24 protein-coding genes are annotated in these 26,248 nt (G+C 62.2%); 16 read left to right on the forward strand and 8 right to left on the reverse strand.

Annotated elements, in window-relative coordinates; genetic code table 11:
* Positions 1–112: 112 nt before the first annotated feature.
* Positions 113–988, reverse strand: a complete 876-nt coding sequence (locus NH195_RS06745) for a helix-turn-helix domain-containing protein (protein WP_066704855.1) — start codon at positions 986–988, stop codon at positions 113–115.
* Between the two features lie 244 nt (positions 989–1,232).
* On the reverse strand, positions 1,233–2,987 hold the full coding sequence (locus tag NH195_RS06750; RefSeq protein ID WP_066704857.1) for an FAD-dependent oxidoreductase: 1,755 nt from the start codon (positions 2,985–2,987) through the stop codon (positions 1,233–1,235).
* 174 nt (positions 2,988–3,161) lie between these two features.
* On the opposite strand from NH195_RS06750, the gene NH195_RS06755 reads away from it, so the two are divergent.
* On the forward strand, positions 3,162–4,112 hold the full coding sequence (locus tag NH195_RS06755; protein WP_066704859.1) for a LysR family transcriptional regulator: 951 nt from the start codon (positions 3,162–3,164) through the stop codon (positions 4,110–4,112).
* Here NH195_RS06755 and NH195_RS06760 read toward each other — a convergent pair whose 3' ends face one another.
* Positions 4,113–4,796: a TetR/AcrR family transcriptional regulator gene (locus NH195_RS06760; RefSeq protein ID WP_066704860.1), complete on the reverse strand. Its 684-nt coding sequence runs from the start codon at positions 4,794–4,796 to the stop codon at positions 4,113–4,115. It lies immediately after the preceding gene.
* Positions 4,797–5,094: 298 nt separating this feature from the next.
* Between NH195_RS06760 and mhpA the strand changes: the two genes are divergently transcribed.
* The 9 genes from mhpA to NH195_RS06805 all read left to right on the forward strand — a co-directional run bounded on the left by mhpA (position 5,095) and on the right by NH195_RS06805 (position 13,865).
* On the forward strand, positions 5,095–6,741 hold the full coding sequence (gene mhpA / locus NH195_RS06765; protein ID WP_066704861.1) for a bifunctional 3-(3-hydroxy-phenyl)propionate/3-hydroxycinnamic acid hydroxylase MhpA: 1,647 nt from the start codon (positions 5,095–5,097) through the stop codon (positions 6,739–6,741).
* Between the two features lie 130 nt (positions 6,742–6,871).
* Positions 6,872–7,948, forward strand: coding sequence for a maleylacetate reductase (locus NH195_RS06770; RefSeq protein ID WP_238379713.1), 1,077 nt, complete (start codon positions 6,872–6,874; stop codon positions 7,946–7,948).
* Positions 7,949–7,988: 40 nt separating this feature from the next.
* Entirely contained in the window at positions 7,989–9,254 is a 1,266-nt protein-coding gene (locus NH195_RS06775) for an ABC transporter substrate-binding protein (protein ID WP_066704863.1), read from the forward strand.
* A 74-nt stretch (positions 9,255–9,328) separates the two neighbouring features.
* A complete protein-coding gene (locus tag NH195_RS06780) occupies positions 9,329–10,048 on the forward strand; it encodes an ABC transporter ATP-binding protein (protein ID WP_066705069.1) in 720 nt (239 codons plus the stop codon).
* Positions 10,045–10,758, forward strand: a complete 714-nt coding sequence (locus NH195_RS06785; protein WP_066704865.1) for an ABC transporter ATP-binding protein — start codon at positions 10,045–10,047, stop codon at positions 10,756–10,758. Before NH195_RS06780 ends, NH195_RS06785 begins: the two co-directional genes overlap by 4 nt.
* The gene (locus NH195_RS06790; RefSeq protein ID WP_066704866.1) at positions 10,755–11,618 is read left to right on the forward strand and encodes a branched-chain amino acid ABC transporter permease; all 864 of its coding nucleotides are present in this window, start codon (positions 10,755–10,757) and stop codon (positions 11,616–11,618) included. The genes NH195_RS06785 and NH195_RS06790 overlap by 4 nt, the downstream gene beginning before the upstream one ends.
* Before the next feature lie 9 nt (positions 11,619–11,627).
* Positions 11,628–12,656, forward strand: a complete 1,029-nt coding sequence (locus tag NH195_RS06795; RefSeq protein WP_066704868.1) for a branched-chain amino acid ABC transporter permease — start codon at positions 11,628–11,630, stop codon at positions 12,654–12,656.
* Positions 12,657–12,685: 29 nt separating this feature from the next.
* Complete coding sequence (locus NH195_RS06800) at positions 12,686–13,522, forward strand: dioxygenase family protein (protein WP_066704870.1); 837 nt, start codon at positions 12,686–12,688, stop codon at positions 13,520–13,522.
* A gap of 10 nt (positions 13,523–13,532) precedes the next feature.
* Entirely contained in the window at positions 13,533–13,865 is a 333-nt protein-coding gene (locus tag NH195_RS06805) for a hypothetical protein (RefSeq protein WP_066704872.1), read from the forward strand.
* Positions 13,866–13,951: 86 nt separating this feature from the next.
* Here the strand turns inward: NH195_RS06805 and putA are convergent, their stop codons facing one another.
* Positions 13,952–17,359 carry a bifunctional proline dehydrogenase/L-glutamate gamma-semialdehyde dehydrogenase PutA gene (gene putA / locus NH195_RS06810; protein ID WP_066704874.1) on the reverse strand — a complete coding sequence of 1,136 codons (3,408 nt, stop codon included), beginning with the start codon at positions 17,357–17,359 and terminating at the stop codon, positions 13,952–13,954.
* 111 nt (positions 17,360–17,470) lie between these two features.
* Between putA and NH195_RS06815 the strand changes: the two genes are divergently transcribed.
* The 6 genes from NH195_RS06815 to NH195_RS06840 all read left to right on the forward strand — a co-directional run bounded on the left by NH195_RS06815 (position 17,471) and on the right by NH195_RS06840 (position 23,699).
* Entirely contained in the window at positions 17,471–17,935 is a 465-nt protein-coding gene (locus tag NH195_RS06815; protein ID WP_066704876.1) for an Lrp/AsnC family transcriptional regulator, read from the forward strand.
* A gap of 271 nt (positions 17,936–18,206) precedes the next feature.
* Entirely contained in the window at positions 18,207–19,277 is a 1,071-nt protein-coding gene (locus NH195_RS06820) for a UDP-glucuronic acid decarboxylase family protein (protein ID WP_081423813.1), read from the forward strand.
* Positions 19,274–20,290 (forward strand): UDP-glucose 4-epimerase GalE, encoded by a 1,017-nt coding sequence (galE, locus tag NH195_RS06825; protein ID WP_066704878.1) that lies wholly within the window; start codon positions 19,274–19,276, stop codon positions 20,288–20,290. The genes NH195_RS06820 and galE overlap by 4 nt, the downstream gene beginning before the upstream one ends.
* A 3-nt stretch (positions 20,291–20,293) precedes the next feature.
* Positions 20,294–22,180: a glycosyltransferase gene (locus tag NH195_RS06830; protein ID WP_081423822.1), complete on the forward strand. Its 1,887-nt coding sequence runs from the start codon at positions 20,294–20,296 to the stop codon at positions 22,178–22,180.
* Between the two features lie 13 nt (positions 22,181–22,193).
* A complete protein-coding gene (locus NH195_RS06835) occupies positions 22,194–23,102 on the forward strand; it encodes a glycoside hydrolase family 26 protein (protein WP_066704879.1) in 909 nt (302 codons plus the stop codon).
* A gap of 273 nt (positions 23,103–23,375) precedes the next feature.
* Positions 23,376–23,699: a hypothetical protein gene (locus tag NH195_RS06840; RefSeq protein ID WP_066704881.1), complete on the forward strand. Its 324-nt coding sequence runs from the start codon at positions 23,376–23,378 to the stop codon at positions 23,697–23,699.
* A 377-nt stretch (positions 23,700–24,076) separates the two neighbouring features.
* Here the strand turns inward: NH195_RS06840 and NH195_RS06845 are convergent, their stop codons facing one another.
* The 4 genes from NH195_RS06845 to NH195_RS06860 are packed head-to-tail and all read right to left on the reverse strand — an operon-like array spanning position 24,077 to position 26,245.
* The gene (locus tag NH195_RS06845; protein ID WP_066704883.1) at positions 24,077–24,478 is read right to left on the reverse strand and encodes a hypothetical protein; all 402 of its coding nucleotides are present in this window, start codon (positions 24,476–24,478) and stop codon (positions 24,077–24,079) included.
* A complete protein-coding gene (locus NH195_RS06850) occupies positions 24,478–24,864 on the reverse strand; it encodes a response regulator (protein WP_066704887.1) in 387 nt (128 codons plus the stop codon). Before NH195_RS06850 ends, NH195_RS06845 begins: the two co-directional genes overlap by 1 nt.
* Positions 24,864–25,745 (reverse strand): CheR family methyltransferase, encoded by an 882-nt coding sequence (locus NH195_RS06855; RefSeq protein ID WP_066704892.1) that lies wholly within the window; start codon positions 25,743–25,745, stop codon positions 24,864–24,866. Before NH195_RS06855 ends, NH195_RS06850 begins: the two co-directional genes overlap by 1 nt.
* A gap of 32 nt (positions 25,746–25,777) precedes the next feature.
* On the reverse strand, positions 25,778–26,245 hold the full coding sequence (locus tag NH195_RS06860) for a chemotaxis protein CheW (protein ID WP_066704893.1): 468 nt from the start codon (positions 26,243–26,245) through the stop codon (positions 25,778–25,780).
* Positions 26,246–26,248 lie beyond the last annotated feature (3 nt).

Raw genomic sequence — 26,248 nt, forward strand, 5'->3', positions numbered from 1 at the left:
TAGACTCCCGAAAGCGGAGGTCAGGTCAATAAAAAAGTCTAAAAAATGAGACGAAATTCGATTTTGACCAGATGATTTATTTTTTGGATGAAATTTTAGGCTGAAATCCGGGTCAGATCCCCTCGCGTGCGATCAGGTCTTCGACATGTTCCGCCGCCTCGCGCCCCTTGAGCGCGCTGGCCCACAGCCGCTCCGCGATGCCCTCGTGCAGTTCGAGCGCTTCCGGGGCGGAAGTGATCAGGCCGACGCCGATACGAATGTTCGGATTGTGGCCGAGGCGAAACGGGCTGATCGTGAGGATCGAGCGCCCGGCCTGGCGCATGATCTGAAAGGAGGTGGAGGGGATCGGTTCGCGGGCGACGCCGATCTGGATGCCGATGTCGGGCGCGCGCAGCATCCCGACGATGTGCCGCACCTCGGCGAGCGCCATCCTGCGGCGCTGTGCGCGGATTTCCTGCGGCAATTCCGGGCGTCCCTCAAGGCCTTCACGCAGGAATTTGCGAATATCCGCATCCGAGATGATCGAGGCGAGCAAAGGCCGCCTTTGCGCAAAACGCTGTTTTCTTCTCTCAAGAATTTCAAGGATTCTGTCGATGTCCTGATGTTCCGAGACAGGCACGGATTCGCCCAGAACATCCTTGAGCACGGCGTCGTAGCGTCCGGTCGTCACCAGATAGGAGATCGGGCTGAACAGGCCGATGATCTGCTCGCAATCTTCTTCGATCTGACGCATGCGCTCGAAGAAGCTCACGGCATTGTCGACATATTCGATGCCGACGCCCAGAAGGCTCGGCAGAGACATATGCAGCTCATGGGCGATGGCCGCGAGCATATCGATCTTGGCGATCTCACCTTTCTCGGCCCGGTAAAGCGCGGCGCGGGAAATGTTCAGCCGGGTCGCAAGCTCTTCCGGCGAGAGGTTGCGCCCGAGGCGATGGGCCTTGAGCCGTGCGCCGATGTCTTGGAAATTGATTTGGGTGTCTTCCACTCTGAACTCGCTTGAAATCTGCCTGACCGTCTCGTGCCGGATCGGAAAGACACGGCAAACGTGTTGTCTCAAACTTGAGACAAGCATGGTTTCCCCGATCTCGCAAGAGTGATTTCAAAAGCGTCTCTGGTGAAAATTTTGTCGAAATTCCCGGAAAACATCCGTCGCTTCTGCCGATCGGGCAGCTTCGTCGTGTGTGTGGAATGGGGAGGCGCCGGAGCGGAAGGCCCGGCGCCGTCTTTCGTCAGCGCGCGAGCACCGCGCTCAGAACCCGTTTCAGTTCGGCCTTCGGTTCCTTGGCAAGCTTGTGGCTGCGCCAGGCGACATGGTGGTCGGGGCGCACCAGCAGACAGCCCGTGTCGGTGATCTCACTGGCGCGGGCCCAGTCGCCGCTGTGGTCCATGTAGGGACGGCGCGGGCCGATGACGTGGCAGGCGATCTCGAGGCCGAGTTCGGAGGAAAGCTCCTCTGCCGCCGCACACCAGGCCTCGCCGCCCAATCCCGTCAGCACGGTGAACCTGCCGTGGCCGCAAAGATCGAGCGAAGACACTTCCGCCCCGTCCGTGGCATAGAGCCAGGTATGCGGCAGGCGGGCGCCGGGCCAGGTCGTCGGCTGGTGATGCAGCTCGGCATCGAGTTCGAAATCCGGCTCCACCTGACCGTCTGTGAGCACGGCCCCGGAGCGGTAGCGCTGGTTCATCTCCACGCCATGGGCATCGAATTCGTATTTCTTGAAGGCGATGGCCTTGCGGATCGCCTCGCGCTGTCTTTCCGCCGCCGAGGTGCCGTCGCACCGGGCCTCCAGGTTCTTCTGCATCTGCACCGGGTCGACGCCTTCGCTCATGCCGAGCGCGTCGAAGATCGGGCCGGTCTCGCCGATCGACTTGTTGGCGCGGGTGACGATCTGTTTCGCCACGGGCGCCCGTTCGGCGGTGTAGCTGTCGAGCAGCGCTTCACCGGCCTGATCCTTGAGCACCATGGCGAGTTTCCATGCGAGGTTGAAACTGTCCTGAATCGACGTGTTCGACCCGAGCCCGTTCGAGGGCGGGTGCCGGTGCACGGCGTCGCCCATGCAGAACACGCGGCCTTTCGACAGTTCGGTGGCGTAATAGTTGTTCACCGTCCAGGTGTTGGCGCTGAGAAGTTCGATCTTCAGTTCCGGGTCGCCGATCAGTTGACGCGCCACGTCGGTGGCCATCTCCTCGGTCACTTTGGGTTCCGGGGCGTTGATGTCATAGCCCCAGACGATCAGCCATTCGTTCCATGGCCGCACCATGCGCACCAGACCCATGCCGATGCCGCCGACATCCGCGCCGGGCTGCATTACCCAATAGAGCACGGAGGGTCGGTGGGCGACGTATTTCGACAGATCCGCCTTGAACAGGATGTTCATCGAGCCGCCGACGCCCATTTGCCCATCGAAGGGCAGGCCGAGATGGTCGGCGACCAGCGATTTCGCGCCGTCCGCGCCGATGAGATATTTCGAGCGGATGGTGATGTCCTTGCCCGACAGCCGGTCGCGGCAGGTGGTGGTCACACCGCCATCGTCCTGTTCGTGGCGCAGGTATTCGGTCGACATTTTCGCCTGCGTGCCGCGCGAACAGGCGGTTTTGAACAGGATCGGTTCCATGAAGGTCTGCGGCAGGTCGTTCATCGTCGAGGGCGAGGACATCTTGTGCTCCGCCGCCGAGAGCGGATGATTGCCCCAGGCCTTCATGCGGCCGATTTCTTCGCCCGCAAGGCTTTCGCAAAAGATGTTCTCGCCCATCAACTCCTTGTGGGTGGCGTGCAGATAGGCCTCGTCCTCGACCTCGCGCCCGAGATCGCGCAGCACCTCCATGGTGCGCTGGTTGGTGATATGGGCGCGCGGCGTGTTGGCGAGCCAGCGGTAGCGGTTCACCACCATATTCTCGATGCCGTAGCTCGACAGCAACGCGGCCGTGGCCGAGCCGGCGGGTCCGGTGCCGATGATGAGGACATCCGTTTCGTAATCGGACATATGCGTCTCCTCCCTAAGTGACGTCTGTGCGGTTCTGGTGTGCGACTGGTGTGGACCTTCGTGACGGTTGGGCTCCTCTTCCCGGATAGCGTCGATCCACCTCATTGTGCCCACATTAGGGATGCAAAATTTCTGTGGCTTTTAATCTGCATCTGGATAATATCTCATTTTGTTATGAAGATAGACAGTGAACATCTCGAAATCCTGGCCATGATCGTCGAAAAGGGCGGTCTGACCGAGGGGGCGGAGGCGATGGGCAAGTCCCAACCCTCCGTGTCGCGAACCATTTCCAATTTCGAGAAGCGGCTCGGTATGCCGTTGTTCGAACCGGGGCGGAGGCCCCTGACACCGACGGAATTCGGGCGCACCCTGGCCGAGATCGGGTTGCGGATTCACAATCTGAACCGCGAGGCCAGCGTGCTGGTCGAAAATTTCCGTAAAGGCCACGCCGGGCATCTGCGCATCGGCGGCACGCCCTTGTTCATGGACGGGGTGATCACCACCATGCTGGCCGAGTTTCAGGACCGGATCGGCGGCGCGCAGTTCGAACAGACCTATGGCTATTTCGAAAGCCTTGTGACCAAGCTGCGCAATAAGACGCTCGATCTGGCAATCCTGCCGATGCAGGTCCGGCATGTGCCGCTCGATCTGGATTTCCAGCCGCTGCTCGAGGGCCGCAATGTCATCGCCTGTCGCAAGGGCCATCCGCTGACGCGTCGCGGGCCGATCACCCTGTCGGAGATCGACGCCTATTCCTGGGTCGCGCCGCCCGCCGACAGCCCGCTGTTCCGCGACCTGAAGCGCGCCATCATTTCCATCGGCAGCGAGAACTTCCAGTTCACCTTTTCGGGCGGCACGCTGGCTTCGATCTCGTCCTTTCTGGCGCGCTCCAACTGTCTGACCGTGCTGCCTTATTCCGTGGTCTACCTGATGCAGGGGCAGGGCAATATCGTCTCTCTGCCGATCAAGGTCGAACACCCGGACCGGGCTCTTGGCGTGCTCACGCGCAAGGGCGAAAACCTCGCGCCGGTGGGGAAGGCTTTGGTGAAATTCCTGGCCTCGGAATGCGACCATCTGGAACGGCGGATGGAGCGGGAAAACCAGCTTTCCAGGCGCCGTCCCTGATCAGGGTGCCGATCCGACGGGCAGGGCCTGAATGGACGGCAAATCGGGCAGGGGCCGGGCGGCCAGTTCCTCCGCCCCGTCGCCTTCGATCCCTGCCATGGCGAGCAGCCGGGCGATGATCGGAACCTTGCTGTCCGCGCTCTGTCGGCCTTCTGTGATGGCAAGACTGACGCCGATGATGGCATGGCAACTCAGCCGCCAGACCAGCGCCGGATCGGTGGCGCGAAATCGCCCGGCGGCGACGGCATTGGTCAGATCGCGGATCGCAAATGGCCCCATGCAACGAAACAACGCGTCCGCGATCACCTCGGAGCGCGGCAGCATCTGTTGCCAGCGCGGATCGGTCGTGGCGGTGTCGAGCACGGTGCGAATGCCGAAAGCGTAGACCTGTGCCGGATCCTCGAACGTGTCGGTGACCGTCTCGATCCGCATCGCCAGTTCCTGCATCAGGCTTTCGAGCACGGCGAGGGCAAGTTCATCTTTGGATTTGAAATAGTTATATACCGTGCCTGCGCCCACATCGGCGCGCTCTGCGATTTCCAGCATGGTCGCCGCGTCGACGCCTTTTTCCGCCATGATCGCGCGTGCCGCTGCGATCAGCGCGGCGCGGTTGCGCCTCTGCCGTCGGGCAACGCGGCCCTCTGCCTTCGGGGCCGTTGGGGATGCGGTGTCTGTCTCGGGCATCGGCTCTCTCCGTTCATAATCGAATCATATTCACTTTTGCCTCCGGGCTCAACACGGCGCTCAACACGGGGCGCAGCCTCCGGTGCGCGTCTCGACCACCTCGTGGCCGGTAAAATCTCAATGTGATCAAGCCTCTGGTTGTGAAAATAAATGACGAAAACTCAAAGTTGACGAATATTCATTTTCTTGCAACGCTAAAGGCATAGGTCGGCAAAGCCCACGGGAGGGCGGGGCGCCGGCGGAGGAAAATCGCATTTCGGCATAGGCCGCAGCGGGAGACCGCTTCAGGGAGGAAATCATGACCGCATCGACCCAAAAGGTCGGTCTTCGGACCGATGTCGCTATCGTGGGGGCGGGGCCTGTGGGCACGCTTCTGGCCATTCTGCTCGGCAAGGCCGGCAGGAGGGTCACGCTGATCGAACGCTGGTCGCAGCACTACCCGTTGCCGCGCGCGGTGACTTTCGACCACGAGATCGCCCGCATTCTCGCCACCCTCGGCATCGACGCCGAGAACGATCCGGCGATCAATTACCACGATGAGCTGTATTACTGGCGCAACCGCGCGGGGGAAAACATCCAGATCGTCGATTGGCAGAGCCAGTCGGCCTCCGGTTGGCGGGTGCGTTATTGGTTCAATCAGCCGGAGCTGGAGAAGCGGCTTCTGGCGATTGCGGCCGAATTGCCGGAGGTGACGATCCGGCGTGGCTGGAGCGGGGTGGGGCTTGAGCAGGACGCGGAGGGCGTGACATTGACCCTGCGCCGTACCCCCGAGGAAGTCGGTCCCGAGGGGGAGACCTGCGAGGTTCGGGCGCAATTCGTCGCAGGCACGGATGGCGCGAACAGTTTCGTGCGCGAGGCTCTGGGGCTGGAGAGCGAGGACAAGGGCTATTACTTCGACTGGCTGATCCTCGACATGATCCCGCAGTTCGATTACGTCGCCGCCCATCCGGAGCAACCGGCGCAATGGCAACTTTGCGATCCCGCGCGGCCGACCACCGTGGTGCCGGGCGGCCCGGGGCCGGTGAGCGGCGGGCCGGACCGGCGACGCTGGGAATTCATGGTGCTGCCCGGCGAGGACGGGCAGGCGCTGCAACAGCCGGAGCAGGCGTGGAAGCTCATGGCGCCCTGGGGGCTGACGCCGGAGAATGCCGAACTGGAGCGCGCTGCCGTCTACCGGTTCCAGGCGCGCTGGGCTCGGGACTGGCGCAAGGGGCGCTGTCTGATCGGGGGCGATGCCGCCCATCTCATGCCGCCGTTCGCGGGCGAGGGCATGTGCGCGGGACTGCGCGACGCGGTGGCGATGGCCTGGCGTCTGAACGGCATTCTGGAGGGGCGCCTGCCGATGGATGTGCTCGCCAGCTACACCACGGAACGCATGGCGCATGTGCGGCATTACATCGACTTCAGCCAGATGCTGGGCGAGATCATCTGTATCGACGACGCGGCGCAGGCCGCCGCCCGCGACGCCCGGATGATCACCGATCTGGAGGCGCGCGGTCACACACCGGTGCCGACCGACATCTGCCAGCTCGGGCAGGGGCTCTGGGACGAGGGCAGCGCCTATGCCGGAGAATTGTCGGTGCAGGGCATCGTCGAACATGCGGGGCGGCGCGATCGTTTCGATCAGGTCGTCGGACAGGGCTGGCTGCTCCTCGGTTATGAGGCCGACCCGGCGGCGGGGCTGAGCGCAGCGCAGCGGGCACAGTTCGACCGGCTCGGCGGCAGGTGCGTGACGCTGGTGGCCGATGGCGAGGCGGCGGATGTGGTCGATGCCGAAGGTCGCTTCGCAACATGGCTGAATGCGATCGGGGCACGTTACGTGCTGATCCGGCCGGATTTCTACGTCGCCCTGACCGCGCGGGATGTCGATGATTTGCAGGATAAATTCAGCAATATCATGGGGTTGATGGGGCGCGTCGGAGCGCTGGATCTGGCGGCGCAATAGCGGAAAACCGGGCTTTCGGAGGTCAGGAATATGTGTCTGAATACTTAACATTATGTTATGTAATTCTGAGCGCATGCGATCCATTGCCCGGATTTTCTCTCTATCGTCAGTGCGGGAAGAGGACCGAAACATGACAGATCACATGACGACATTCACCTGTGCGCTTAACCCGGCGCGCATCGTGTTCGGGGCTGGCAAACGCAGTGCGGTCGCCTCCGAACTCGACCGGCTCGGCGTGACCCGCGCGCTGGTGCTGTCGACCCCGTTTCAGAAGGCGGATGCGGAGGCTCTGGCCGCGGAACTGGGGGCTCTGGCCGCGGGGGTCTTCGCCCATGCGGCCATGCACACGCCGGTCGAGGTGACGCAAACCGCCATGGCAGCCTATGCGGCGGCGGGGGCCGACGGGGTGGTTGCGCTCGGCGGCGGCTCGACCATCGGACTGGGCAAGGCCATCGCCTATCGCAACGACTGCCCGCAGCTCGTGGTGGCGACGACCTATGCCGGATCCGAGGTGACGCCCATTCTGGGCCAGACCGAAAACGGCGTGAAAACCACGGTGCGTGCAGGGTCGATCCTGCCGGAAACGGTGATCTACGATCCCGATCTGACGCTTGGCCTGCCGGTCGGCATGTCTGTGACATCGGGGCTCAACGCCATGGCTCATGCGGTCGAAGGCGTCTATGCGCAGGACCGCAATCCGATCGCCGCGATGATGGCCGTCGAGGGCGTGCGGGCGCTGCGCGATGCGCTGCCGGCGATCGTCAGGACGCCTGCGGATGCGGCGGCACGGGGCGCTGCGCTTTATGGCGCCTGGCTTTGCGGTACGGTGCTGGGCTCCGTCGGTATGGCGCTGCATCACAAGCTTTGTCACACGCTGGGTGGGTCTTTCGATCTGCCCCATGCGGAGACCCATTCGGTCATGCTGCCTCACACGGCGGCTTATAATGCCGGGGCCGCGAAGACGGCCCTGCAACCGCTCGCCGATCTGTTCGGCGGCGATCTGGGAGCGGGGCTCTGGCAGTTTGCCAAAGACCTCGGCGCGCCCATGTCCCTGCGCGATCTCGGTCTGGAGGAGACCGATCTCGACCGTGCGGCGGATCTCGCGGTGCAGAACCCTTACTGGAATCCGCGCCCGGTGGAGCGGGACGCGATCCGGGCTCTTCTGGGGCGGGCCTGGGAGGGGGCGCCGCCCGAGAGCGGGACATAACAAAAAGATAAGAAAAGCATAAACCTTAGGGAGGAGACACATGCTTTCACGACGCACATTCCTGAAAACCGGGGCGGCCACGGCGGCGGGCGCTCTGGCGATGCCGGCGCTGGCCAAAAGCGGCCCCATCAAGATCGGCTATGTCAGCCCGCAGACCGGACCCTTGAGCGGTTTCGCGGCGACCGATGTCTATGTCATCGAGACTTTCGTCAAGACCGCCCGGGCGCAAGGCGTCGAGGTCGAGGTGATCGTCAAGGACAGCCAGTCGAACCCGAACCGGGCCGCCGAGGTCGCCCGCGAGCTGATCGTGCGCGACGAGGTCAATCTGATCTGCGTCGCCTCGACGCCGGAAACGACGAACCCGGTCTGTACCATCGCCGAGGCCGAAGAGGTGCCGGTGATCTCCACCGTCGCGCCCTGGCAGCCGTGGTTCATCGGCCAGCAGGGCAATCCCGCCGATCCGGCGAGCTGGCAGGATTTCGATTACGTCCATCATTTCTTCTGGGGGCTCGAGGACAACGTCCAGGTCTTCATGAACATGTGGGACATGATCGACAGCAACAAATCCGTCGGCGCGCTCTGGCCCAATGACGGCGACGGCAATGCCTGGGCCTCCGACGTGGGGATGCCGCCGGCGCTGGCAGGGGCGGGGTACACGCTCACCGACACCGGGCGCTATCAGAACCTGACGGACGATTTTTCCGCCCAGATCAACGCGTTCAAACAGAATGACGTGCAGATCCTGACCGGAATTCCGATCCCGCCGGATTTCACCACCTTCTGGACTCAGGCAAAACAGCAGGGCTTCCAGCCGAAGATGGTCTCGGTCGCCAAGGCGCTGTTGTTCCCGGAAAGCGTCGCCGCCCTCGGGCCGCTAGCGCATAATCTGACCTGCGAGGTCTGGTGGTCGCCGATGCACCCGTTCACCTCGTCCCTGACCGGTCAGAGCTGTGCCGATCTGGCGGGCGAGTTCGAAGACTATGCGGGCCGTCAGTGGACCCAGCCGCTGGGCTTCATCCACAGCCTGTTCGAAGTGGCGATGGATGCGATCAGGCGCGCGGACGATCCGACCGACGGCGATGAGATGGCGGAACTGATCGGGACGACAAACATCGACAGCGCTGTGGGCAAAATCCAGTGGGGCCGGGACAACGTGCCGCCTTTCGCCCGGGCCAATGTGTCGAAAACCCCGCTCGTGGGCGGTCAGTGGCGCATGCAGGGCGATGGCGGGTTCGATCTTGTGATCGTGGAGAACGGGCTTGCGCCTGAGATCGCGCTGACCGGCACGCTCGAGACCCTGAGCTGAGCCCGACCCGAGACGGAACCGGCTGGTGGTCTCGACCGCCAGCCCTCCCACAAGAGGCCCACATGAGGCAAGACATGTCCCTTCTTACACTCGACTGTGTGTCGAAATCCTTCGGTGCGCTCAAGGTCGCCGACGCGGTCTCCTTCGAGGTTGCGCCGGGCGAGGCCCTGGGCATCATCGGGCCGAACGGCGCGGGGAAATCCACGTTGTTCAACCTGATCACCGGCAATATCGCGCCCAATGCGGGGCGCATCCTGTTCGACGGTGCGGATGTCACGCGCAAGCCGCCGATGAGCCGGGTGGCGGCGGGCATCGGGCGGTCTTTCCAGATCCCGCAGCCGTTCAGCCATCTGAGCGTGTTCGAAAACCTTCTGGTTGCAGCCAATTTCGGCGGCGGCCATCACGGTCCCCATGCGGCGGCGCTCTGCATGGATATTCTCGAGCGCACCGGGCTTGGCGGTGTGGCGGATGCCACCTCCGGCGGGTTGTCGCTTCTGCAACGCAAGCGGCTCGAACTGGCGCGTGCCATGGCGACCTCGCCCAAGCTCATCCTGCTCGACGAGATCGCGGGCGGGCTGACCGAGGCGGAATGCGGCGCGCTGATCGAGACCATCACATCCATTCACGCAGAGGGCACGGCGATCATCTGGATCGAACATGTGCTGCATGCGCTCACCTCCGTGGTCGAACGGCTCATGGTGCTGAATTTCGGCAAGATGCTGATGATCGGCGAACCGGATGCGGTGATGGCCTCGCCCGAGGTGAAGGAGATTTATCTGGGGATCGACGTATGACCGACACTGTGCTTTCCATCCGAAATCTGACCGCCTTCTATGGCGATTTTCAGGCCTTGTTCGGGGTCGATCTGACGCTCGCACGCGGACAGGCGCTGGCGATCATCGGGGCCAACGGCGCAGGCAAATCGACGCTGATGCGAGCGATCACCGGCATTCTGCCCAGTCCCGCCGAGGCGATCCAATTAAACGGTCGCCCCATCGGCGCGCTTTCGGCGCCGGAGGTGTTGGAGGCCGGCATTTCCATGGTGCCGGAGGGGCGGCGGCTTTTCCCGTCGCTCACGGTCGAGGAAAACATCCTGATCGGCGCACACAGCCGCATTGGCAATGGCTATTGGACGCTGGAGGCGATCTACGATCTCTTCCCGGTCCTGAAGGAACGCCGGCACAATCCCGGCACGGCCCTGTCGGGCGGGCAGCAGCAGATGGTCGCCATCGGGCGGGCGCTGATGTCCAACCCGGACGTGCTGCTCTGCGATGAGATCTCTCTGGGTCTCGCCCCGGTGATCATCCGTGACATCTACGCCGCTTTCCCGCGCATCCGCGAAAGCGGCGCGTCGGTCATCGTGGTCGAACAGGACATCGGGCAGGCGCTCAAGGTCGCCGATCATGTCTGTTGCATGATGGAGGGCCGGATCACACTGAGCGGTGCACCCGGAGATCTGTCGCGCGATGCGATCCACGACGCCTATTTCGGAGTGAGCGCATGATCTGGGTCGATACCATTGTTCAGGGCATCCTTCTGGGCGGGCTTTACGCGCTGTTCGCGGCGGGGCTGAGCCTTGTGTTCGGGATCATGCGACTGGTGAACCTCGCACATGGCGATCTCATAGTGCTGGCGGCGTTTCTCATCCTGACGGTTGTCAATTTTCTGGGCCTGTCGCCGTTCGTGGCGGTGCTGATCGCGGCGCCGGTGATGTTCGCCATCGGCTGGGCGCTTCAGACCTATGTGCTGAACCGTGTGCTGGGCGACGACATCCTGCCGCCGCTTCTTGTGACCTTCGGACTGTCCGTGGTGATCCAGAACGGCTTGTTGGAAGGCTTTTCCGCCGACAGCCAGAAGCTGTCCGCCGGTCCCATCGAGGCGGCTTCCCTGCCACTTGGCCCGATCACCGTGGGAGTCATGCCGCTTTTGACGCTGATCTCCGCCGTGGTGGTGATCTTTGCTCTCAACCGGTTGTTCTACCGCACCAAACTGGGCCGCGCCTTTCGTGCCACCTCGGACGATGCGGTGACGGCGGGGCTGATGGGCATTCGTCCGCGCAACGTCTTCGCCATCGCTACGGGGATTGCCATGGTCGTCGCCACCATCGCGGCTCTGTACCTCGGCATCCGGGCGAATTTCGATCCCTCCATCGGTCCGGCACGGCTGATCTACGCCTTCGAAGCGGTGATCATCGGCGGTCTCGGCTCGCTCTGGGGCACACTCGCGGGGGGCATTCTGATCGGGGTGGCGCAGGCGCTGGGCGCCGCCGTCAATCCCGAATGGCAGATCCTCGCGGGCCATATCGCCTTCGTGCTCGTTCTTCTGATCCGTCCCCGCGGGTTGTTCCCGCGCGCCAATGACTGAGGGTTCACGATGACCACTTCTTCCAAAATCACCCTGACACGCGCGTTCATGGCGCTGGTTTTCGTGGCGCTCGTCTGCGTGCCGGTGATCGGCTCGCGCGCCATGGTGCAGGACCTGTTCATGGTGCTCACCCTTCTGGTGCTGGCGCTCAACTGGAACATGCTGGCGGGCTTCGCGGGGCTCGTGTCCGTGGGGCAGCAGGCTTTCGTCGGCGTCGGTGCCTATGCCATGTTCGGTGGCGTGATCCTCTGGGGCTGGGACCCTTTGCCCGCGATCCTTCTGGGCGGGCTGGCTGCGATGCTCCTGTCGCTTCCGATTGCGTTTTTCACCTTTCGCCTGAACGGGGCTTATTTCGCCATTGGCACATGGGTTTCGGCCGAAATCGTCCGACTCTCTCTGGCCCAGTGGAAAGCACTGGGCGGCGGCACCGGCACCTCTCTGCCCAAGGGCACCACCAAGGACATGCTCGGCGTGGCGCAGATCAAGGAGATTCTGGGGGTCTCGTCTTCGGCGGCGTCCGATGCGCTGACCTATTGGCTGGCGCTGGTACTGGCGACGGTGACGCTTCTGGCGGGGTACCTGTTTCTGCGCTCGCGCATGGGGTTGGGGCTTCAGGCGATCCGCGACAATGTCGAAGCGGCACGTTCGGTGGGGGTCGACCCCTTGCGGCTCAAGGCGCTGGTCTTCGTGCTCACCGCCTTCGGCACCGGGCTCTGCGGCGCGCTTCTGTTCATCCAGATCACGCGGGTCAGCCCGGATGCGGCGTTCTCGGTCGTGGACTGGACCGCCTTCGTCATCTTCATCACCGTCATCGGCGGCATCGGCACCTTGCCCGGCCCGGTCGTGGGGGTGCTCGTCTTCTACATCCTGCAACGCGCGCTCGCGGATTACGGCACGGTCTATCTGATCGTGCTGGGCCTCATCGGCATCGTCATCATGCTGTTCGCGCGCAAGGGGCTTTGGGGGATGTTCACCGAAAAGACGGGGATCGAGCTTCTGCCGCTGCGGCACAGAGCGCTGCCGCGTTCCGACACCTGATAATCCTGTAACAGAAAAAGGGGAAACCCATGACCGATTATTTCACCGAGGAAGGCTCCGTCGAGGCCGTCAATGCCCGTATGGGGGCTGACATCGACCCGCGTCTGAAAACCGTGATGGGGGCGCTGGTCAAGCATCTGCACGCCTTCGCCAAGGAGGTCGACCTGACCCAGGAGGAATGGGACTTCGGCATCGACTTCCTGACCCAGACCGGCCAGATCTGCAGCCCGGAGCGGCAGGAGTTCATCCTCTTGTCCGACGTGCTGGGCTTTTCCATGCTGGTCGATGCGATCAACAACCGCCGCCCGGCGGGGGCGACCGAAAACACCGTGTTCGGTCCGTTCCACGTCGCCGATGCGCCGATCCGCAAGATGGGGGACAATATTTCTCTCGACGGCAAGGGGGAAAGCTGCCTCTTCCTCGGCAAGGTCATCGACATTCATGGCGAGCCGATCGAAGGCGCCTGTGTCGATGTCTGGTCCGACAATGCCGATGGGTATTACGACGTGCAGCAGCCCGACATCCAGCCCGCGTTCAACAATCGGGGCCGGTTCATCACGGAAGCGGACGGGGCCTACAGCTTTGTCGGTATCAAACCGGTGAGCTATCCGATCCCGGATGACGGGCCGGTCGGCAAGATGCTGGGCCAGCTCGGGCGGCATCCCTACCGTCCGGCGCATATGCATTTCATGGTCACGGCCCCCGGCTTCAAGACCATCGTCACCCACACCTTCGTGGGCGATGACAGCTATCTGAACGACGACAGCGTCTTCGGCGTCAAGGAAACGCTGGTCGCGCCGTTCGAGCATGTCAAAGCCGAGACGGAGTGGCGGTCGCCCTTCGATTTCGTCATGGTTGCAGACTGAGGAGGGTGCGATGCCATTGCTGTCCATCGCCATTGACCACGCGCTCTGGCAGGCCCGGCAGGAGGCGCTGATGGCGGCCTTGCCCGATCTGCGCGCCATGCTCTGCGAACGGCTCACGGTCGCGCCGGATTTCGCGCATCTGACGGTTGTGCCGGTCTTCGGCCTGCCGGATCAGTCACAGGTCAATGCCGATCTGCGGGTGTTGGGCAAGGCGGGGCGCGGTCCCGAGGTGCTTGAGGATGTGGCTGAGCGCCTGCAGGTGCGGCTCAGTGCGATTTGCGACAGTCGTGCCAGTGTGCGGATCACGGTGATGGACCCCGGGGGCTATTTCGCCCGTCGTTGACAATCCAGAGGCTGACAATCCGGACCCTGAACATCAAAAGAGCGCGGGGGGCCGCGCTCTTTTTCCGTTTTCCAATCCTGAAAGCCTCAACCAGCCAGAAGGGCTGCGTTGCCGCCCGCCGCCGTGGTGTCCACACAAAGGTGGCGTTCATGGGCGACATGGGCCTTGTCGGGCCGCGCGGTGATCAGGGGCAGGATCGCCCCGTCGCGCGAGGCCAGCGCCTTGGCCAAGCCCCGTGCCGTCTCGGCATCGCCCCACCAGAGCGCGGCGGAGAAGCCATTGAGCGCGGCAAGGTCTTTCGCTGAAAGCGTCCCGCCAAAAGCGATGGCGATCCCGCCCAGAGCCTTGACCGCCGCAGCCTGCGCCTTGGCCGCTTCCGCCCCCGGCCCGAGGCAGAGCACGGCCGGGCGGGTGTAAAAGGCGAGACGGTTCATCTCGCCGGTCGGCCCGGGCATCAGACGCTCTTCGAGCTTGGTCTCGACCGGGTTGGCCAGCGCCTCGCGCAGCGCCCTGAGATCGGCCCCGCGTTCGAACCGACCGGCTTCGGCAAGACCCGGTTCCGGGGCGAAGAAGCGCGGCAGGTAGAGCGGACCACCGGCTTTCGGACCCGTGCCGGAGAGGCCTTCGCCACCGAAAGGCTGGGAGCCGACGACCGCGCCGATCTGGTTGCGGTTGACGTAGATGTTGCCGCTATGGATCGCCTCGGAGATGTTCTGCACGCGGTCGTCGATCCGCGTGTGCAGCCCGAAGGTCAGGCCAAAGCCACGGGCGTTGACCTCGGCGACGATCTTGTCGAGATCGCGGGCCTTGAAGGTCGCGATGTGCAGAACCGGGCCGAAAATCTCGCGTTCGAGATCGTTGATGCCCGAAACTTTAAGCATCGTCGGCGCCACAAACGTGCCCTCGGAGGGCGCGGCGATCTGGTGCATGATGCTGTTGGATTTCTGCGCCACATAGCCCGCGATCTCGTCGCGTGCTTCGCGGTCGATCACTGGGCCGACATCCGTGGTCAGGTCCCACGGGTTGCCAACTGTGAGCTGATCCATCGCACCCTTGATCATCTCGATCACATGCGGCGCGCTGTCTTCTTGCAGGTAGAGGCAGCGCAGCGCGGAACAGCGCTGACCGGCGGATTGGAACGCGGAGGCGACGACATCGCGCACGGCCTGTTCGGACAAAGCGGTCGAGTCGACGATCATCGCATTGAGCCCGCCGGTTTCCGCGATCAGCGGCGTGCCCGGTTCGAGATGCTCGGCCATGGTGCGGTTGATCCGCTGGGCCGTGTCGGTGGAGCCGGTGAAGACCACGCCCTTGACGCGCTTGTCCGAGGTCAGCGCCGCACCGACGGTCGCCCCGCGCCCGGTCAGCAGTTGCAGAACCTCACGCGGCACACCGGCCTGATGCATCAGGGCGATGGCTTTGGTGGCGATGATCGGAGTCTGTTCGGCGGGTTTGGCGAGCACGGCATTCCCGGCCATCAGCGCGGCAGCGATCTGACCGGTGAAAATCGCCAGGGGGAAGTTCCACGGGCTGATCGCGGTGAAGATGCCGCGCGGGCTGCGGGGGCTGGTTTCGCCTTCCTGTGCGTAGTAGCGCAGGAAATCGACCGCCTCGCGCAGTTCGCCAACGGCGTCGAGCAGGGATTTCCCGGCTTCTTTCGCGAGAATGGCGAAGAGCACGCCGTAATTGGCCTCATAGAGATCGGCGACACGACGCAGCACGGCGGCGCGCTCGGCGGCGGGGGCGGTCCAAGGGCGGGCGTTGTCCAAGGCGGCCTCGACGGTGGCTTTGTCGGCCTCGATCACCTCGCCGATGGTCTCGCCCGTGGCCGGGTTGGTCACCGGCTGGGCCGTGCCAGAGGGGTCGGCGACGGTGAGCGGGTGCGCATTGGGCAGGGCCACATCGCGGGCGGCGAAGATCTCTGCCAGAACGCCATCGTCGGTGAGATCCCAGCCTTTCGAATTGACGCGGTCGCCGCCGAAGATCTGCGCCGGATGCACAAGGCCCGAGGGGGCTTTGGCGGTCGCAATGGCGTCGAACGGGTCCTTGGCGATGTCTTCGGGGCGCACGTTTTCGTCGACGATCTGGTGCACGAAGGAGGAGTTCGCGCCGTTTTCCAACAGGCGACGGACGAGATAGGCCAGAAGGTCGCGGTGCGCGCCACAGGGTGCATAGATGCGGCAATGCCCGCCGGTTTCCTTCAGCACGATGTCATGCAGACGCTCGCCCATGCCGTGCAGGCGCTGGAACTCAAAGGGACGGCCCTCGGCAAGCTCCATGATGGTCGCAACCGTATGGGCGTTGTGCGTGGCGAATTGCGGGAAGATGTGATCGCCCATGCCGAAGAGTTTCCGGGCGAGGCAGGCATAGGACACATCGGTGGCGGTTTTCGAGGTGAACAGCGGGAAGCCCGGCTGGCCGGTGACCTGCGCGAGTTTCATCTCCGTGTCCCAATAGGCGCCTTTGACCAGACGGATGTTGATCTTGCGATCATAGCGTTTCGCCATGTCGTAAAGCGCATCAATCGCCGGGGCGGCGCGTTTTCCATAGGCTTGAACCACCACGCCGAACCCTTCCCATCCGGCGAGATAATCGTCGGAGAGCACGGCTTCGATCACCTTAAAGGACAGGACCAGACGGTCCTGTTCCTCGGCATCGACATGGAACCCGATACCCGCGTCTTTCGCCTGACGGGCCAGACGGGTCAGAACCGGCACCAGTTCGGACATCACGCGCGCTTCCTGCGCCACTTCGTAGCGCGGGTGCAGGGCGGAGAATTTCACCGAAATGCCGGGGTTGTCGACGATCGTGTCATGAGCGGCATGTTGGCCGATGGCGGTAATGGCGTCGGCGTAATCCTTGGCGTAGCGATCCGCATCGGCCTTGGTCCGGGCCGCTTCGCCCAGCATGTCGAAGGAATAGGTGAACCCCTGTTTTTCGCGGGTTTCGCCACGTTTCAGCGCGCTGTCGATGGTCTCGCCCAAGACGAACTGACGGCCCATTTCTTTCATCGCACGCCCGACGGCGGCGCGAATGACCGGCTCGCCCAGACGTTTGACCGCGCCGCGCAGCGTTCCCGCCACACCGGGTTGATTGTCGTCGAGCACCTTGCCGGTGAGCATCAAAGCCCAGGTGGAGGCGTTCACCAGCGAGGAGGCGGCGGTGCCGATATGTTTGTTCCACTCCGACGGCGCGATCTTGTCTTCGATCAGCGCGTCGATGGTAAAGCTGTCCGGCACGCGTAACATCGCCTCGGCCAGACACATGAGCGCCACGCCTTCGCGGGTCGAGAGCCCGTATTCGGCGAGGAAATGCTCCATCAGTGTCGGCTTGGCCTCGGTACGGATGCGTTTCACGAGGGTGACGGCACGGGCGGAAATCGCGGCACGGGTTTGTGGCGAAATTGCGGCCTCTTTGATCAGCTGATCGAGCAACTGATTCTCTGGAGCGTATTTCGCGGCAAAGCCAAGGGCAGGGAAGGAGGGAAGAGCCATGTTGACCTCTGGAACTGGAATTTCGCCACATATACCGGGTAATCTGTAGACGAAGGCTCTAATTTTGAAATATGAATAGACGATATGACCTAAATTCAGGGGAGGTTTAGTATGAATTTCGAGTTGGACGCCACCAATCAGAAAATTCTCGAGGCACTCGTCGCCAATGCCCGGATCCCGATCACGGAACTGTCTAAAAAGGTAGGTCTGTCAAAGACCCCCGTCACCTATCGCATCAAGCAGATGGAGGATGTCGGGCTGATCACCGGCTATCGCGCGATCCTCTCTCCGCTCAAGCTCGGGCTCACCAATGTGACCTATATCGAGGTGCGGGTGTCGGATACGCGCCAAAAGGCTTTGGAAGACTTCAACGCGGCGGTGCGAAGCATTCCCGAGGTCGAGGAATGCTACATGATTGCCGGGGGGTTCGACTACCAGATCAAGTTGCGCTCGCGGGATATGGCACATTATCGCGAGATCATGGCCGAGAAAATCTCCGCCCTGCCGCATATCAGTTCGACCACGAGCTACGTTGCCATGGAGGCTGTGGTGGAACAGAGTTGGCTCAATCTTTGAGGGGCGCTTTGGGTGGTCCGGGAACGATCCCGGACCTGCTGCGACCAAGGGGCCGGGACGGGGTTTCACGACGGAATTTCGACGCGGTGCAGCGCCATTTTGCGCGGCTTTGCAGCATGTTAACCAGAAAGGTGTATTTCAAATTATGGTTAGATTGAGACACATCAACGTCGATTTTTGGGCTATGATGTAAAATATAGACGTTTAGCACAAATGGCTCTGATCTCTCTGCTGCGGGGGCTTTATAGGGATCAGGGGTTAGGAGGGGGAGATGGGCTCCAACGTGAAGCGGTTCGATCCGCAATTCAGTCTTGCATCCAATGAAAATCGTGCTGCGCAAAAGGTCGTTCTGGTCGCGGGGGGCGCTGGGTTCATCGGGTCCAACCTGTGTCGGCGGTTGCTGGCGCAAGGGGATCGGGTGATCTGCGTCGACAATCTCGAAACCGGGCGGCTGTCGAATATCGGCGCGCTCATGCCGGAGCCGGAGTTCCGGTTCTTCCTGCATGACATCGTCGAACCGTTCAGCATTAAGGGGCATGTGGACCGGATTTACAATCTGGCCTGCCCGGCCTCGCCGCCGAAATACCAGAAAGACCCGATCCACACCTTCCAGACCTCGGTCATGGGGGCGCTCAACCTGCTTGAACTGGCGTCCAGAAAAGGTGCGCGCGTGCTGCAATCCTCGACGTCCGAGGTCTATGGCGACCCGGATGTCTCGCCGCAGAACGAGGAGTATCGCGGGCTGGTGAACACCATGGGGCCGCGCTCCTGCTATGACGAGGGCAAACGCGCCGCCGAGACCCTGTTCCACGACATGCATGTGACGCGCGGCGTCGATGTGCGCGTGGCGCGGATTTTCAACACCTACGGGCCGCGGATGGACCCGGAGGACGGGCGGGTGATCTCCAACTTCATCGTGCAGGCGCTCAAGGGTGAGCCGATGACGATTTACGGTACGGGCGAACAGACGCGTTCCTTCTGCTATGTCGACGACATGCTCGACGGGCTGATGACACTGATGGAATGCGAAACCTGCGGCGCGGTGCCGGTCAATCTCGGCAATCCGGGCGAATTCACCATGAACGAGCTGTCGCGTCTGGTGCAGAAGATGATCCCGGAACATGGCGGCGCGGTGTATTGTGATCTGCCGAAAGACGACCCGCGGCAACGCCGTCCCGATATCACGCGGGCGAACACCTTGTTGAATTGGGAACCGAAAGTGTCGTTGCGCGTGGGGCTGGTGCCGACGGTCAGCTATTTCAGCAAGGAACTGGAACTGTCCCAGGCGCATACCAATGCGGGCAATGTCGTCAATCTGATTGCGGGGGGAGGTGCGGCATGACACAGTTTCCGTCCAGACCCGCACGCGTGCTGGTCACCGGTGGCGCGGGCTATATCGGGTCGCATTGCTGCAAGGCGCTGAGCCGTGCAGGGATGGTGCCGGTGGTCTATGACAACCTGTCGCGCGGCCATGCCGATGCGGTGCGCTGGGGGGCCTTCATGAAGGGCGATCTGCGGGATCGTGCGCGGCTCGTGCAGGTGCTCAGGGACGAGCGCATCGACGCGGTGATCCATTTCGCGGCCTTCGCCTATGTCGGCGAGAGCGTGCATGAGCCGCAGATGTATTACGACAACAACGTCGGCGGCATGATTGCATTGCTGGGGGCGATGCAGGAGATGGGCGTGAAGACGCTGGTGTTCTCTTCCTCCTGTGCCACCTATGGTGTGCCGACGCATATGCCGATCGACGAGACCATGGCGCAGGCGCCGATCAACCCCTATGGGCGTTCGAAGCTGATCTGCGAATGGATGATGGAGGACGCCGCCACGGCTTGGGGGCTGAGCTATGCGGCTCTGCGCTATTTCAACGCGGCGGGGTCGGACCCGGAGTTCGAGCTTTCCGAACGTCACGATCCGGAAACCCATCTCATCCCGCTGGCGCTGATGGCTGCCGAAGGCACGGGCGCGCCGCTTCAGGTCTTTGGGACGGATTACCCGACGCCCGACGGCACCTGTGTGCGTGATTACATTCATGTCGGCGATCTGGCGCGGGCCCATGTGCTGGCGCTGGATGCACTGCGGGCAGGGGCGGGACCGCTCAAGCTCAATCTGGGCACCGGCAAGGGCACATCCGTGCAGGAGATCCTCGATGCGGTCGAACGGGTGACCGGACATGCGGTGCCGCATATCGACAGTCCGCGGCGCGCGGGCGATCCGCCGGAACTTGTGGCCAACCCGGCCCGGGCGCGTGAGGCGCTGGGCTTCGAGGCGCAATGGACCAATATCGACGAGATCGTCGGCCATGCTGCACCGTGGTTTGCCGAACGGCCCGTGGGGGCGCCGAAGGTCGCCTGAGTGATGACCAAGCCTGTGATGAAACAGCCCGTGAGGGAAAAGCCAGTCGCCCCGAAGGCGAAGTGCCGTGTGTGCCGTCATCCGGCGCTTGCGCCCCGGTCGATGCTGACCCCGCTGTTCTCGCGGCGGCGCAGGCTCTGGTACGGCTTTCTGGCGGGGCTGTGGTTTCTCGCCTCGCTGTGGTTCTGGACCTGGTGGTTCCAACCCGCGCATATCGGCGGGGTGGGGCAGTTTGCGCTGATCACCCTCGGGCTGGTCTGGGTCTGGAGCATGCAGGCCTATTTCATGGTGATTTTCCTTGCGGCGCATCGCTCCGCCGCGCCCGATCCCGAGCCGGGGCAGTACCGGGTGGCGATGATCGTGACGAAGACGCCCTCGGAACCCTTCGAGGTGATCCGGCCCACGCTTGAGGCGATGCTGGCGCAGGACTATCCCCATGACACATGGCTCGCCGACGAACACCCGACCGAGGAGGTCACCGGCTGGTGCGCCGCCCACGGGGTGCATATCTCGTCGCGCTATGGGCTTGAGGTTTATCACCAAAAGGAATGGCCGCGCCGGACCCGCTGCAAAGAAGGCAATCTGGCCTATTTCTACGACACATGGGGCTATCGGCTTTACGACATCGTCTCCCAGCTCGACTCGGATCATGTCCCTGCGCCGGGATACCTGCGCGAGATGGTGCGTCCTTTTGCCGATCCGGAGGTCGGCTATGTCTCCGCCCCCTCGATCTGTGGCGCCAATGCCAAAGGCCACTGGGCGGCACGCACAAGGCTTTATGTCGAGGCGGCCTTCCATGGCATCTTTCAGGCGGGCTATACCCGGCTTCTGACGCCGATGTGCATCGGCTCGCATTATGCGGTGCGCACCAGGGCGCTGAAAGAGGCGGGCGGTCTCGGGCCGGAGCTGGCGGAGGATCACTCCACCACCATGCTGATTTCGGCGGCGGGGTGGCGTGGGGTTCATGCCATCGACGCCTTCGCGCTGGGTGACGGGCCGGCGACGCTGCCCGATCTGGTGACGCAGGAGTTCCAGTGGTCGCGCTCGCTCGTCTCGCTGTTGCTGCGCTATACGCCCGATTACCTTCCGAAGCTGCCGCTCCGGCTCAAAGCGCTCTTCCTGCTGTGCCAGCTCTGGTACGTGTTCTTCGCGCTCGCCATGGCCATGGCCTATGTCGCGCCGGTTCTGGCGGTGCTGTTCGATTTCACTTATGCCGATGTCACGTATCCGTCCTTTATCGCCCATGGTTTCCCGATGGCGCTGATCCCGCTTGTGATCGTGCGGGGGCTGAAACGCGACGGGTTGTTGCGACCGATGAATGCGAAGATTCTCGCCTGGGAGAAAATCCTCTTCGTCGCCCTACAATGGCCATGGGTGCTTTGGGGCGTTGCCATGGCGGTGCGAGATCGGATCTCCGGGCATTTCGTGGATTTCCGCATCACGCCCAAGGGGGCTGCGGCGCAGGCCACTATGCCAATGCGGATCATCATGGTGTACGCGGTTCTGGCGCTGGGCGCGATCCTTCCGGTCATGCTGCGCGCGCATCTCGTGGTGGCGCCGGGGTTCTATCTTTTGACGCTGTTGAACGCGGTGATCTACGTCATCCTGCTTGCGGTGGCGATCCTTCACCATGTGCGGGAAAACCATATCAGATTGCGGAATTTCACCCCGAAACTCGCAATGCAAAGTGCTGTTTTGATAATGATCATGGCGTTTTTTGCCAATTCTGTTATCCTGAGGGGACAGATGGGTCTCCTTGCCCTGTCTTACGGACTCGAGCCTCTGCAAGTGATGAAAGTCGAGTACGTGGTCGCCGGTGCGGGTCAGGGCCAGCCGGGGGATGTGCATCTGGAATTCGCACCGGAATGGTTTGGGGACCTAGCGCCCTGAAAGGGAGGGAGCGATGCTGACGATGTCGACAAAACGGATGATGAAGGCGCTGGGCGCCGGTCTTGGAATAGGGGTCCTGTCGGGGCTTCTGAGCATGGGCTTTGCGCAATCGCCGCCGGGGCAGGTGCCGTTCGGGGTCTATGACCCGGACGGGGATTTCTCCCGCGACGATGCGATCACGGTCGAACATCTGTTCCTGCCGTGGGAGGACGTGTACCTTCCGTCGCTGAACGATGCCGACGCCTATGCGCTCGAACGTCAGCGCGCGCTGCTGGTGACGCTGGAGCCTTGGACCTGGTCGCGCAGCGAACGCAACACCGCGCGCTACCTGCGCGAGGGGATTTTCAATGGCACTTATGACGGCAACATGCATGCGGTCTGTCAGGTTCTGGGCACGCTGAAAAGCCCGGTGACCCTGCGGTTCATGCATGAAATGGACGACGAGAGCGGTCAGTTCATCTGGGCAGGCTGGAACCCCGACGACTATATCGCCGCCTATCGCCGGATGACGGATCTCTGCAAGGAAGATGCGCCGAACATCAACCTGATGTGGTCGCCACTGGGCGATGAGAAAATGGCGCAATACTATCCGGGTGACGACTATGCCGATCTTGTTGGCCTGTCGGTCTTCGGTCTTCAGGCCTGGGATCAGGCGAAATACGGTCATGACCGGACCTATGACGAGATTTTCGCGCCGCGTTATGAACGGGCGCAGGCCTTCGGCAAACCGGTCGTGATCGCCGAACTCGGCTATGTCGGTCAGGCGGGTTACGTCGAAAACTGGAAGAACACGGTGCGGGCCGAAAATGCCGATTATCCGGCTTTGGTCGGTGTCGTCTACTTCAACTACCCGGAAGTCTACCCGTGGCCGGAAGGCTTCGGACAGCCGGACTGGCGCGTCAAGAACCAGGTTCTCAAATGACCTGATCTTGGGCGTTATGCTCTAAATTGCGACAGAGACGAATGGGCGGCGAAAAACCGCCCATTTCTTTTGTTTTGTGCAACGTATTGAAGATATTTTATTTTATCTGGATCACATTCGTCATCCGTGTCTGACACAATGCTGCCATGCTTGTGTCGAACTCATGACCTTCTTGACCTGTAACCTCGTTTTTACCAATCACGGGGTAACGAGAGAACGACGGACCTGTCTCTGCCCCTGTGCTGGACGAGGCCGCGCAAAGGAGGCAGAGCAATGTTCGTGTTTACGAAATCCATTTCCCATGTGTACAGCAAAGATGTGTGCAGCAAAGGTGTTCTATCCAAGGCGGTTCTGACTGCCGCGTTCGCAATGGCTGTGATGGCTGCGGGGGATCCGGTATTGGCCTCGCAGACGGGGACGAGCGCGCAAAAGACCACGGTCGGTGGCAGCGGCGGCACCCGCTTCGACTGGCTCGCAGGTGGCAAGGATGTCGCGGATGCCGGCATGACCACGACGGCCCCGACACCGCAAGGCTCCGGCTCCTGGATTTGTTCGCCTGCCGGCTTCGGCAACCATTCCCGCTGCTATCGCCGCTGATTTCGACAGTTTGGGGCGGCAGGGGGCTACGGTCCGAGCCGTGACCTGTGCCGTACCAATCGCGAGAGAAACTTCGGGTGAGTGCCTGAGCTCTTCTGCTGTGTCAGATCTGTTTGAAAAGAGCGCAGAACAGAGTGCTGTGGAAACAGGCGCTGTTTGTCATTGCGAGTTTTATTTCGAGCGCTGGTTTGAACCCTGTGCGGGTTTGGGCTCCGTCGGGCCGGTTCTGTTTCGTCCTGGCTGTTCTCTTTGGCCTGTGTCAGAGGCAACCGCGACATCGCTGACAGAGTGTCGTCCGACAGGGAGGTTCCTGCTGTCGGACCGGGACGCGGAGGCTGCGAAGGTTCGCGCCGGAAGGATCGCCCGAGGGGCGCGGATCAGAACCAGGCGATTTCCCCGGAGTCGTCTTCTGAGAGGGCGAAAGGCGCGTCGATATTGTCGAACAGTTTATGGGCGAGGTGGCGCAGCCGGATGACCTCGCTCAAAGGGTAGATTTCCACCAGTTCCTGTTCGGCCTGGCCGGACAGATGCCCCATCACCCGTTGCAGATCGTCAAGCGTCTGATGCAGGCGGTCGATTGCCTGAAGGCTGCGTTGCACCGCCGGGGAGAGGCTCTTGGCTTCCGCAAGTGTCGGCCCCAGCGCAATCTGGACCTCCGCCGCCAGAATGACCAGAGTCACCATTTCATCCTGAATGCGCTTGTTCAGCGTTTTCAGGGGAATGGACGCAGGTTCGGTCGAACTGTCTTGCGGCAGGCTATGTGCTGGGATCGGAGACATCAGAGTTTTCCCACGATGGCTTCGATCGCTGCCCGCAGCCCGTTCGGATCAAATGGCTTCTTGAGGAAATTGTTCATGCCGAGACGCTTGCCCATGTCGATGATTTCCCGGTCGGCCCGTCCGGTGATCAGCAGGAAACCGATGCCGCGGGTGGGGCCATTCGTGCGCAGCGCATGCAGAAGCTGAAGCCCATCCATACCGGGCATGTTGTAATCCGAGATCACAAGATGCACCGGGGTGGTTGCGAGTTTCTGCAAGGCGGAGGGCCCGTCTCCCGCGCTTGCCACATTGCGAATGCCGAAGGAATCCAAGGCGTTGGTGATAAGCCCGCGGCTCGTGGACATATCATCGACGACCATGACGCGAAGTTGATCTCGAAGTGCCATCAGACCGTTCCTTTTTTGGCCTGTGCCTCAGTCGTGGAGAGGAGCAGGGTGTTCGATTTCGTTTTGTAGGTGGTGACGCCGGCATTTTCGAAAAGCGGTGCCGCGCTTTCGCTCAACCGCTCTGAATGTCCGAGCATCAGCCAGCCTCCGGGTTCGAGAATGCCGGCAAAACGCCGGAACAGCCGGGCTTGCGTCTCTTCGTCGAAATAGATCACGACATTGCGACAGAAAATGGCGTCGAATTTGCCCTTCATGGGCCATTCTGCATGCAGGTTGAGCTGTCGGAACGCGACCATGTTGCGAAGCTCCGGTTTGAGGGTCAACGCAATCTCGCCGTCCTGTTCGGAACTCGTGCAGAAGGCTTTGATCATCTCGTCGCTGAGACCCGTGGTCAGGGAGCCGATATACTGCGCGCTTTTCGCCCGCACGAGGACCTCAGGGTCGATATCCGTCGCCAGGATCTTGAGATCCTTCTTGGCGAGGTCGGGGGCTTCCTTCAGGATTGTCATGGCGATGGAATAGGGTTCCTGCCCGTTCGAGCAGCCCGCCGACCAGATCCGGGCCTTGCCGCCCGCCGCAAGTTTTTTACGGAGATGCGGGATGATGGTGGTACTCAGATAGTCAAAGTGATGGTTTTCCCTGAAGAAATGCGAGACGTTCGTGGTCAGCGCCGAGATGAAATTCTCCATCTCCTGCTTGTCGTTCGAGGTCTCCAGAAAATCCAGATAGGCGTCGAAGCTCGGGATGTTCAGGGCGCGCAGACGACGGCCCAGACGGGATTTCACCATCGAAACCTTGGATTGGGCAAGCACGATGCCCGCCTCCCTGGACGCGATGGCGACGATTCGGGCAAAGGCCCGATCCGAAATGGCGCTCGCCATTCTGGGACGTCCGCTTATGGGGGACAACTCGCTCAAGCGACCTCCTCGCCCTGCGGCGGCATGACAGCTTCCAGATCGAGAATACGGATCATCCGTCCGTCCACGATGGTGAGGGCAGATACGAAGGTACGGGCGTCATCTGCGGCGAGATCAGGCGGTGGCTGCATCTCCTCGGAGGGAATGGCGAGAATATCGGACACGGCATCGACCATAAGACCAACGGTGCGTTCTCCGAGATCGACCACGATGATGACGTTGCGTTCGGAATCCTCACCGGTCTGCAATCCGAGGCGCGCCGACAGATCGATGATCGGCAATACGGTGCCGCGCAGGTTGATGACCCCTTTGACGAAGAAGGGGGCATGCGGCAGGGAGGTCGCCTTGGCGGAGCCGCGGATTTCGCGGACGGACATGATGTCCACCGAGTAGTCCTGACCGCCGACGCGGAAGGACAAGAGTTCGATAGACGATGAGGAAGTCAGTTTGTCGTTGTCGGTCATTGT

Origin of the sequence: Celeribacter ethanolicus (assembly GCF_001550095.1) — a bacterium.
Taxonomy (GTDB): Bacteria; Pseudomonadota; Alphaproteobacteria; order Rhodobacterales; family Rhodobacteraceae; genus Celeribacter; species Celeribacter ethanolicus.

Coding starts and splice junctions, on each gene's coding strand:
- NH195_RS06750 (WP_066704857.1), bottom strand. CDS start 2,987: ATGTCCGATTACGAAACGGATGTCCTCATCATCGGCACCGGACCCGCC.
- NH195_RS06755 (WP_066704859.1), top strand. CDS start 3,162: ATGAAGATAGACAGTGAACATCTCGAAATCCTGGCCATGATCGTCGAA.
- NH195_RS06760 (WP_066704860.1), bottom strand. CDS start 4,796: ATGCCCGAGACAGACACCGCATCCCCAACGGCCCCGAAGGCAGAGGGC.
- mhpA (WP_066704861.1), top strand. CDS start 5,095: ATGACCGCATCGACCCAAAAGGTCGGTCTTCGGACCGATGTCGCTATC.
- NH195_RS06770 (WP_238379713.1), top strand. CDS start 6,872: ATGACAGATCACATGACGACATTCACCTGTGCGCTTAACCCGGCGCGC.
- NH195_RS06775 (WP_066704863.1), top strand. CDS start 7,989: ATGCTTTCACGACGCACATTCCTGAAAACCGGGGCGGCCACGGCGGCG.
- NH195_RS06780 (WP_066705069.1), top strand. CDS start 9,329: ATGTCCCTTCTTACACTCGACTGTGTGTCGAAATCCTTCGGTGCGCTC.
- NH195_RS06785 (WP_066704865.1), top strand. CDS start 10,045: ATGACCGACACTGTGCTTTCCATCCGAAATCTGACCGCCTTCTATGGC.
- NH195_RS06790 (WP_066704866.1), top strand. CDS start 10,755: ATGATCTGGGTCGATACCATTGTTCAGGGCATCCTTCTGGGCGGGCTT.
- NH195_RS06795 (WP_066704868.1), top strand. CDS start 11,628: ATGACCACTTCTTCCAAAATCACCCTGACACGCGCGTTCATGGCGCTG.
- NH195_RS06800 (WP_066704870.1), top strand. CDS start 12,686: ATGACCGATTATTTCACCGAGGAAGGCTCCGTCGAGGCCGTCAATGCC.
- NH195_RS06805 (WP_066704872.1), top strand. CDS start 13,533: ATGCCATTGCTGTCCATCGCCATTGACCACGCGCTCTGGCAGGCCCGG.
- putA (WP_066704874.1), bottom strand. CDS start 17,359: ATGGCTCTTCCCTCCTTCCCTGCCCTTGGCTTTGCCGCGAAATACGCT.
- NH195_RS06815 (WP_066704876.1), top strand. CDS start 17,471: ATGAATTTCGAGTTGGACGCCACCAATCAGAAAATTCTCGAGGCACTC.
- NH195_RS06820 (WP_081423813.1), top strand. CDS start 18,207: ATGGGCTCCAACGTGAAGCGGTTCGATCCGCAATTCAGTCTTGCATCC.
- galE (WP_066704878.1), top strand. CDS start 19,274: ATGACACAGTTTCCGTCCAGACCCGCACGCGTGCTGGTCACCGGTGGC.
- NH195_RS06830 (WP_081423822.1), top strand. CDS start 20,294: ATGACCAAGCCTGTGATGAAACAGCCCGTGAGGGAAAAGCCAGTCGCC.
- NH195_RS06835 (WP_066704879.1), top strand. CDS start 22,194: ATGCTGACGATGTCGACAAAACGGATGATGAAGGCGCTGGGCGCCGGT.
- NH195_RS06840 (WP_066704881.1), top strand. CDS start 23,376: ATGTTCGTGTTTACGAAATCCATTTCCCATGTGTACAGCAAAGATGTG.
- NH195_RS06845 (WP_066704883.1), bottom strand. CDS start 24,478: ATGTCTCCGATCCCAGCACATAGCCTGCCGCAAGACAGTTCGACCGAA.
- NH195_RS06850 (WP_066704887.1), bottom strand. CDS start 24,864: ATGGCACTTCGAGATCAACTTCGCGTCATGGTCGTCGATGATATGTCC.
- NH195_RS06855 (WP_066704892.1), bottom strand. CDS start 25,745: ATGGCGAGCGCCATTTCGGATCGGGCCTTTGCCCGAATCGTCGCCATC.
- NH195_RS06860 (WP_066704893.1), bottom strand. CDS start 26,245: ATGACCGACAACGACAAACTGACTTCCTCATCGTCTATCGAACTCTTG.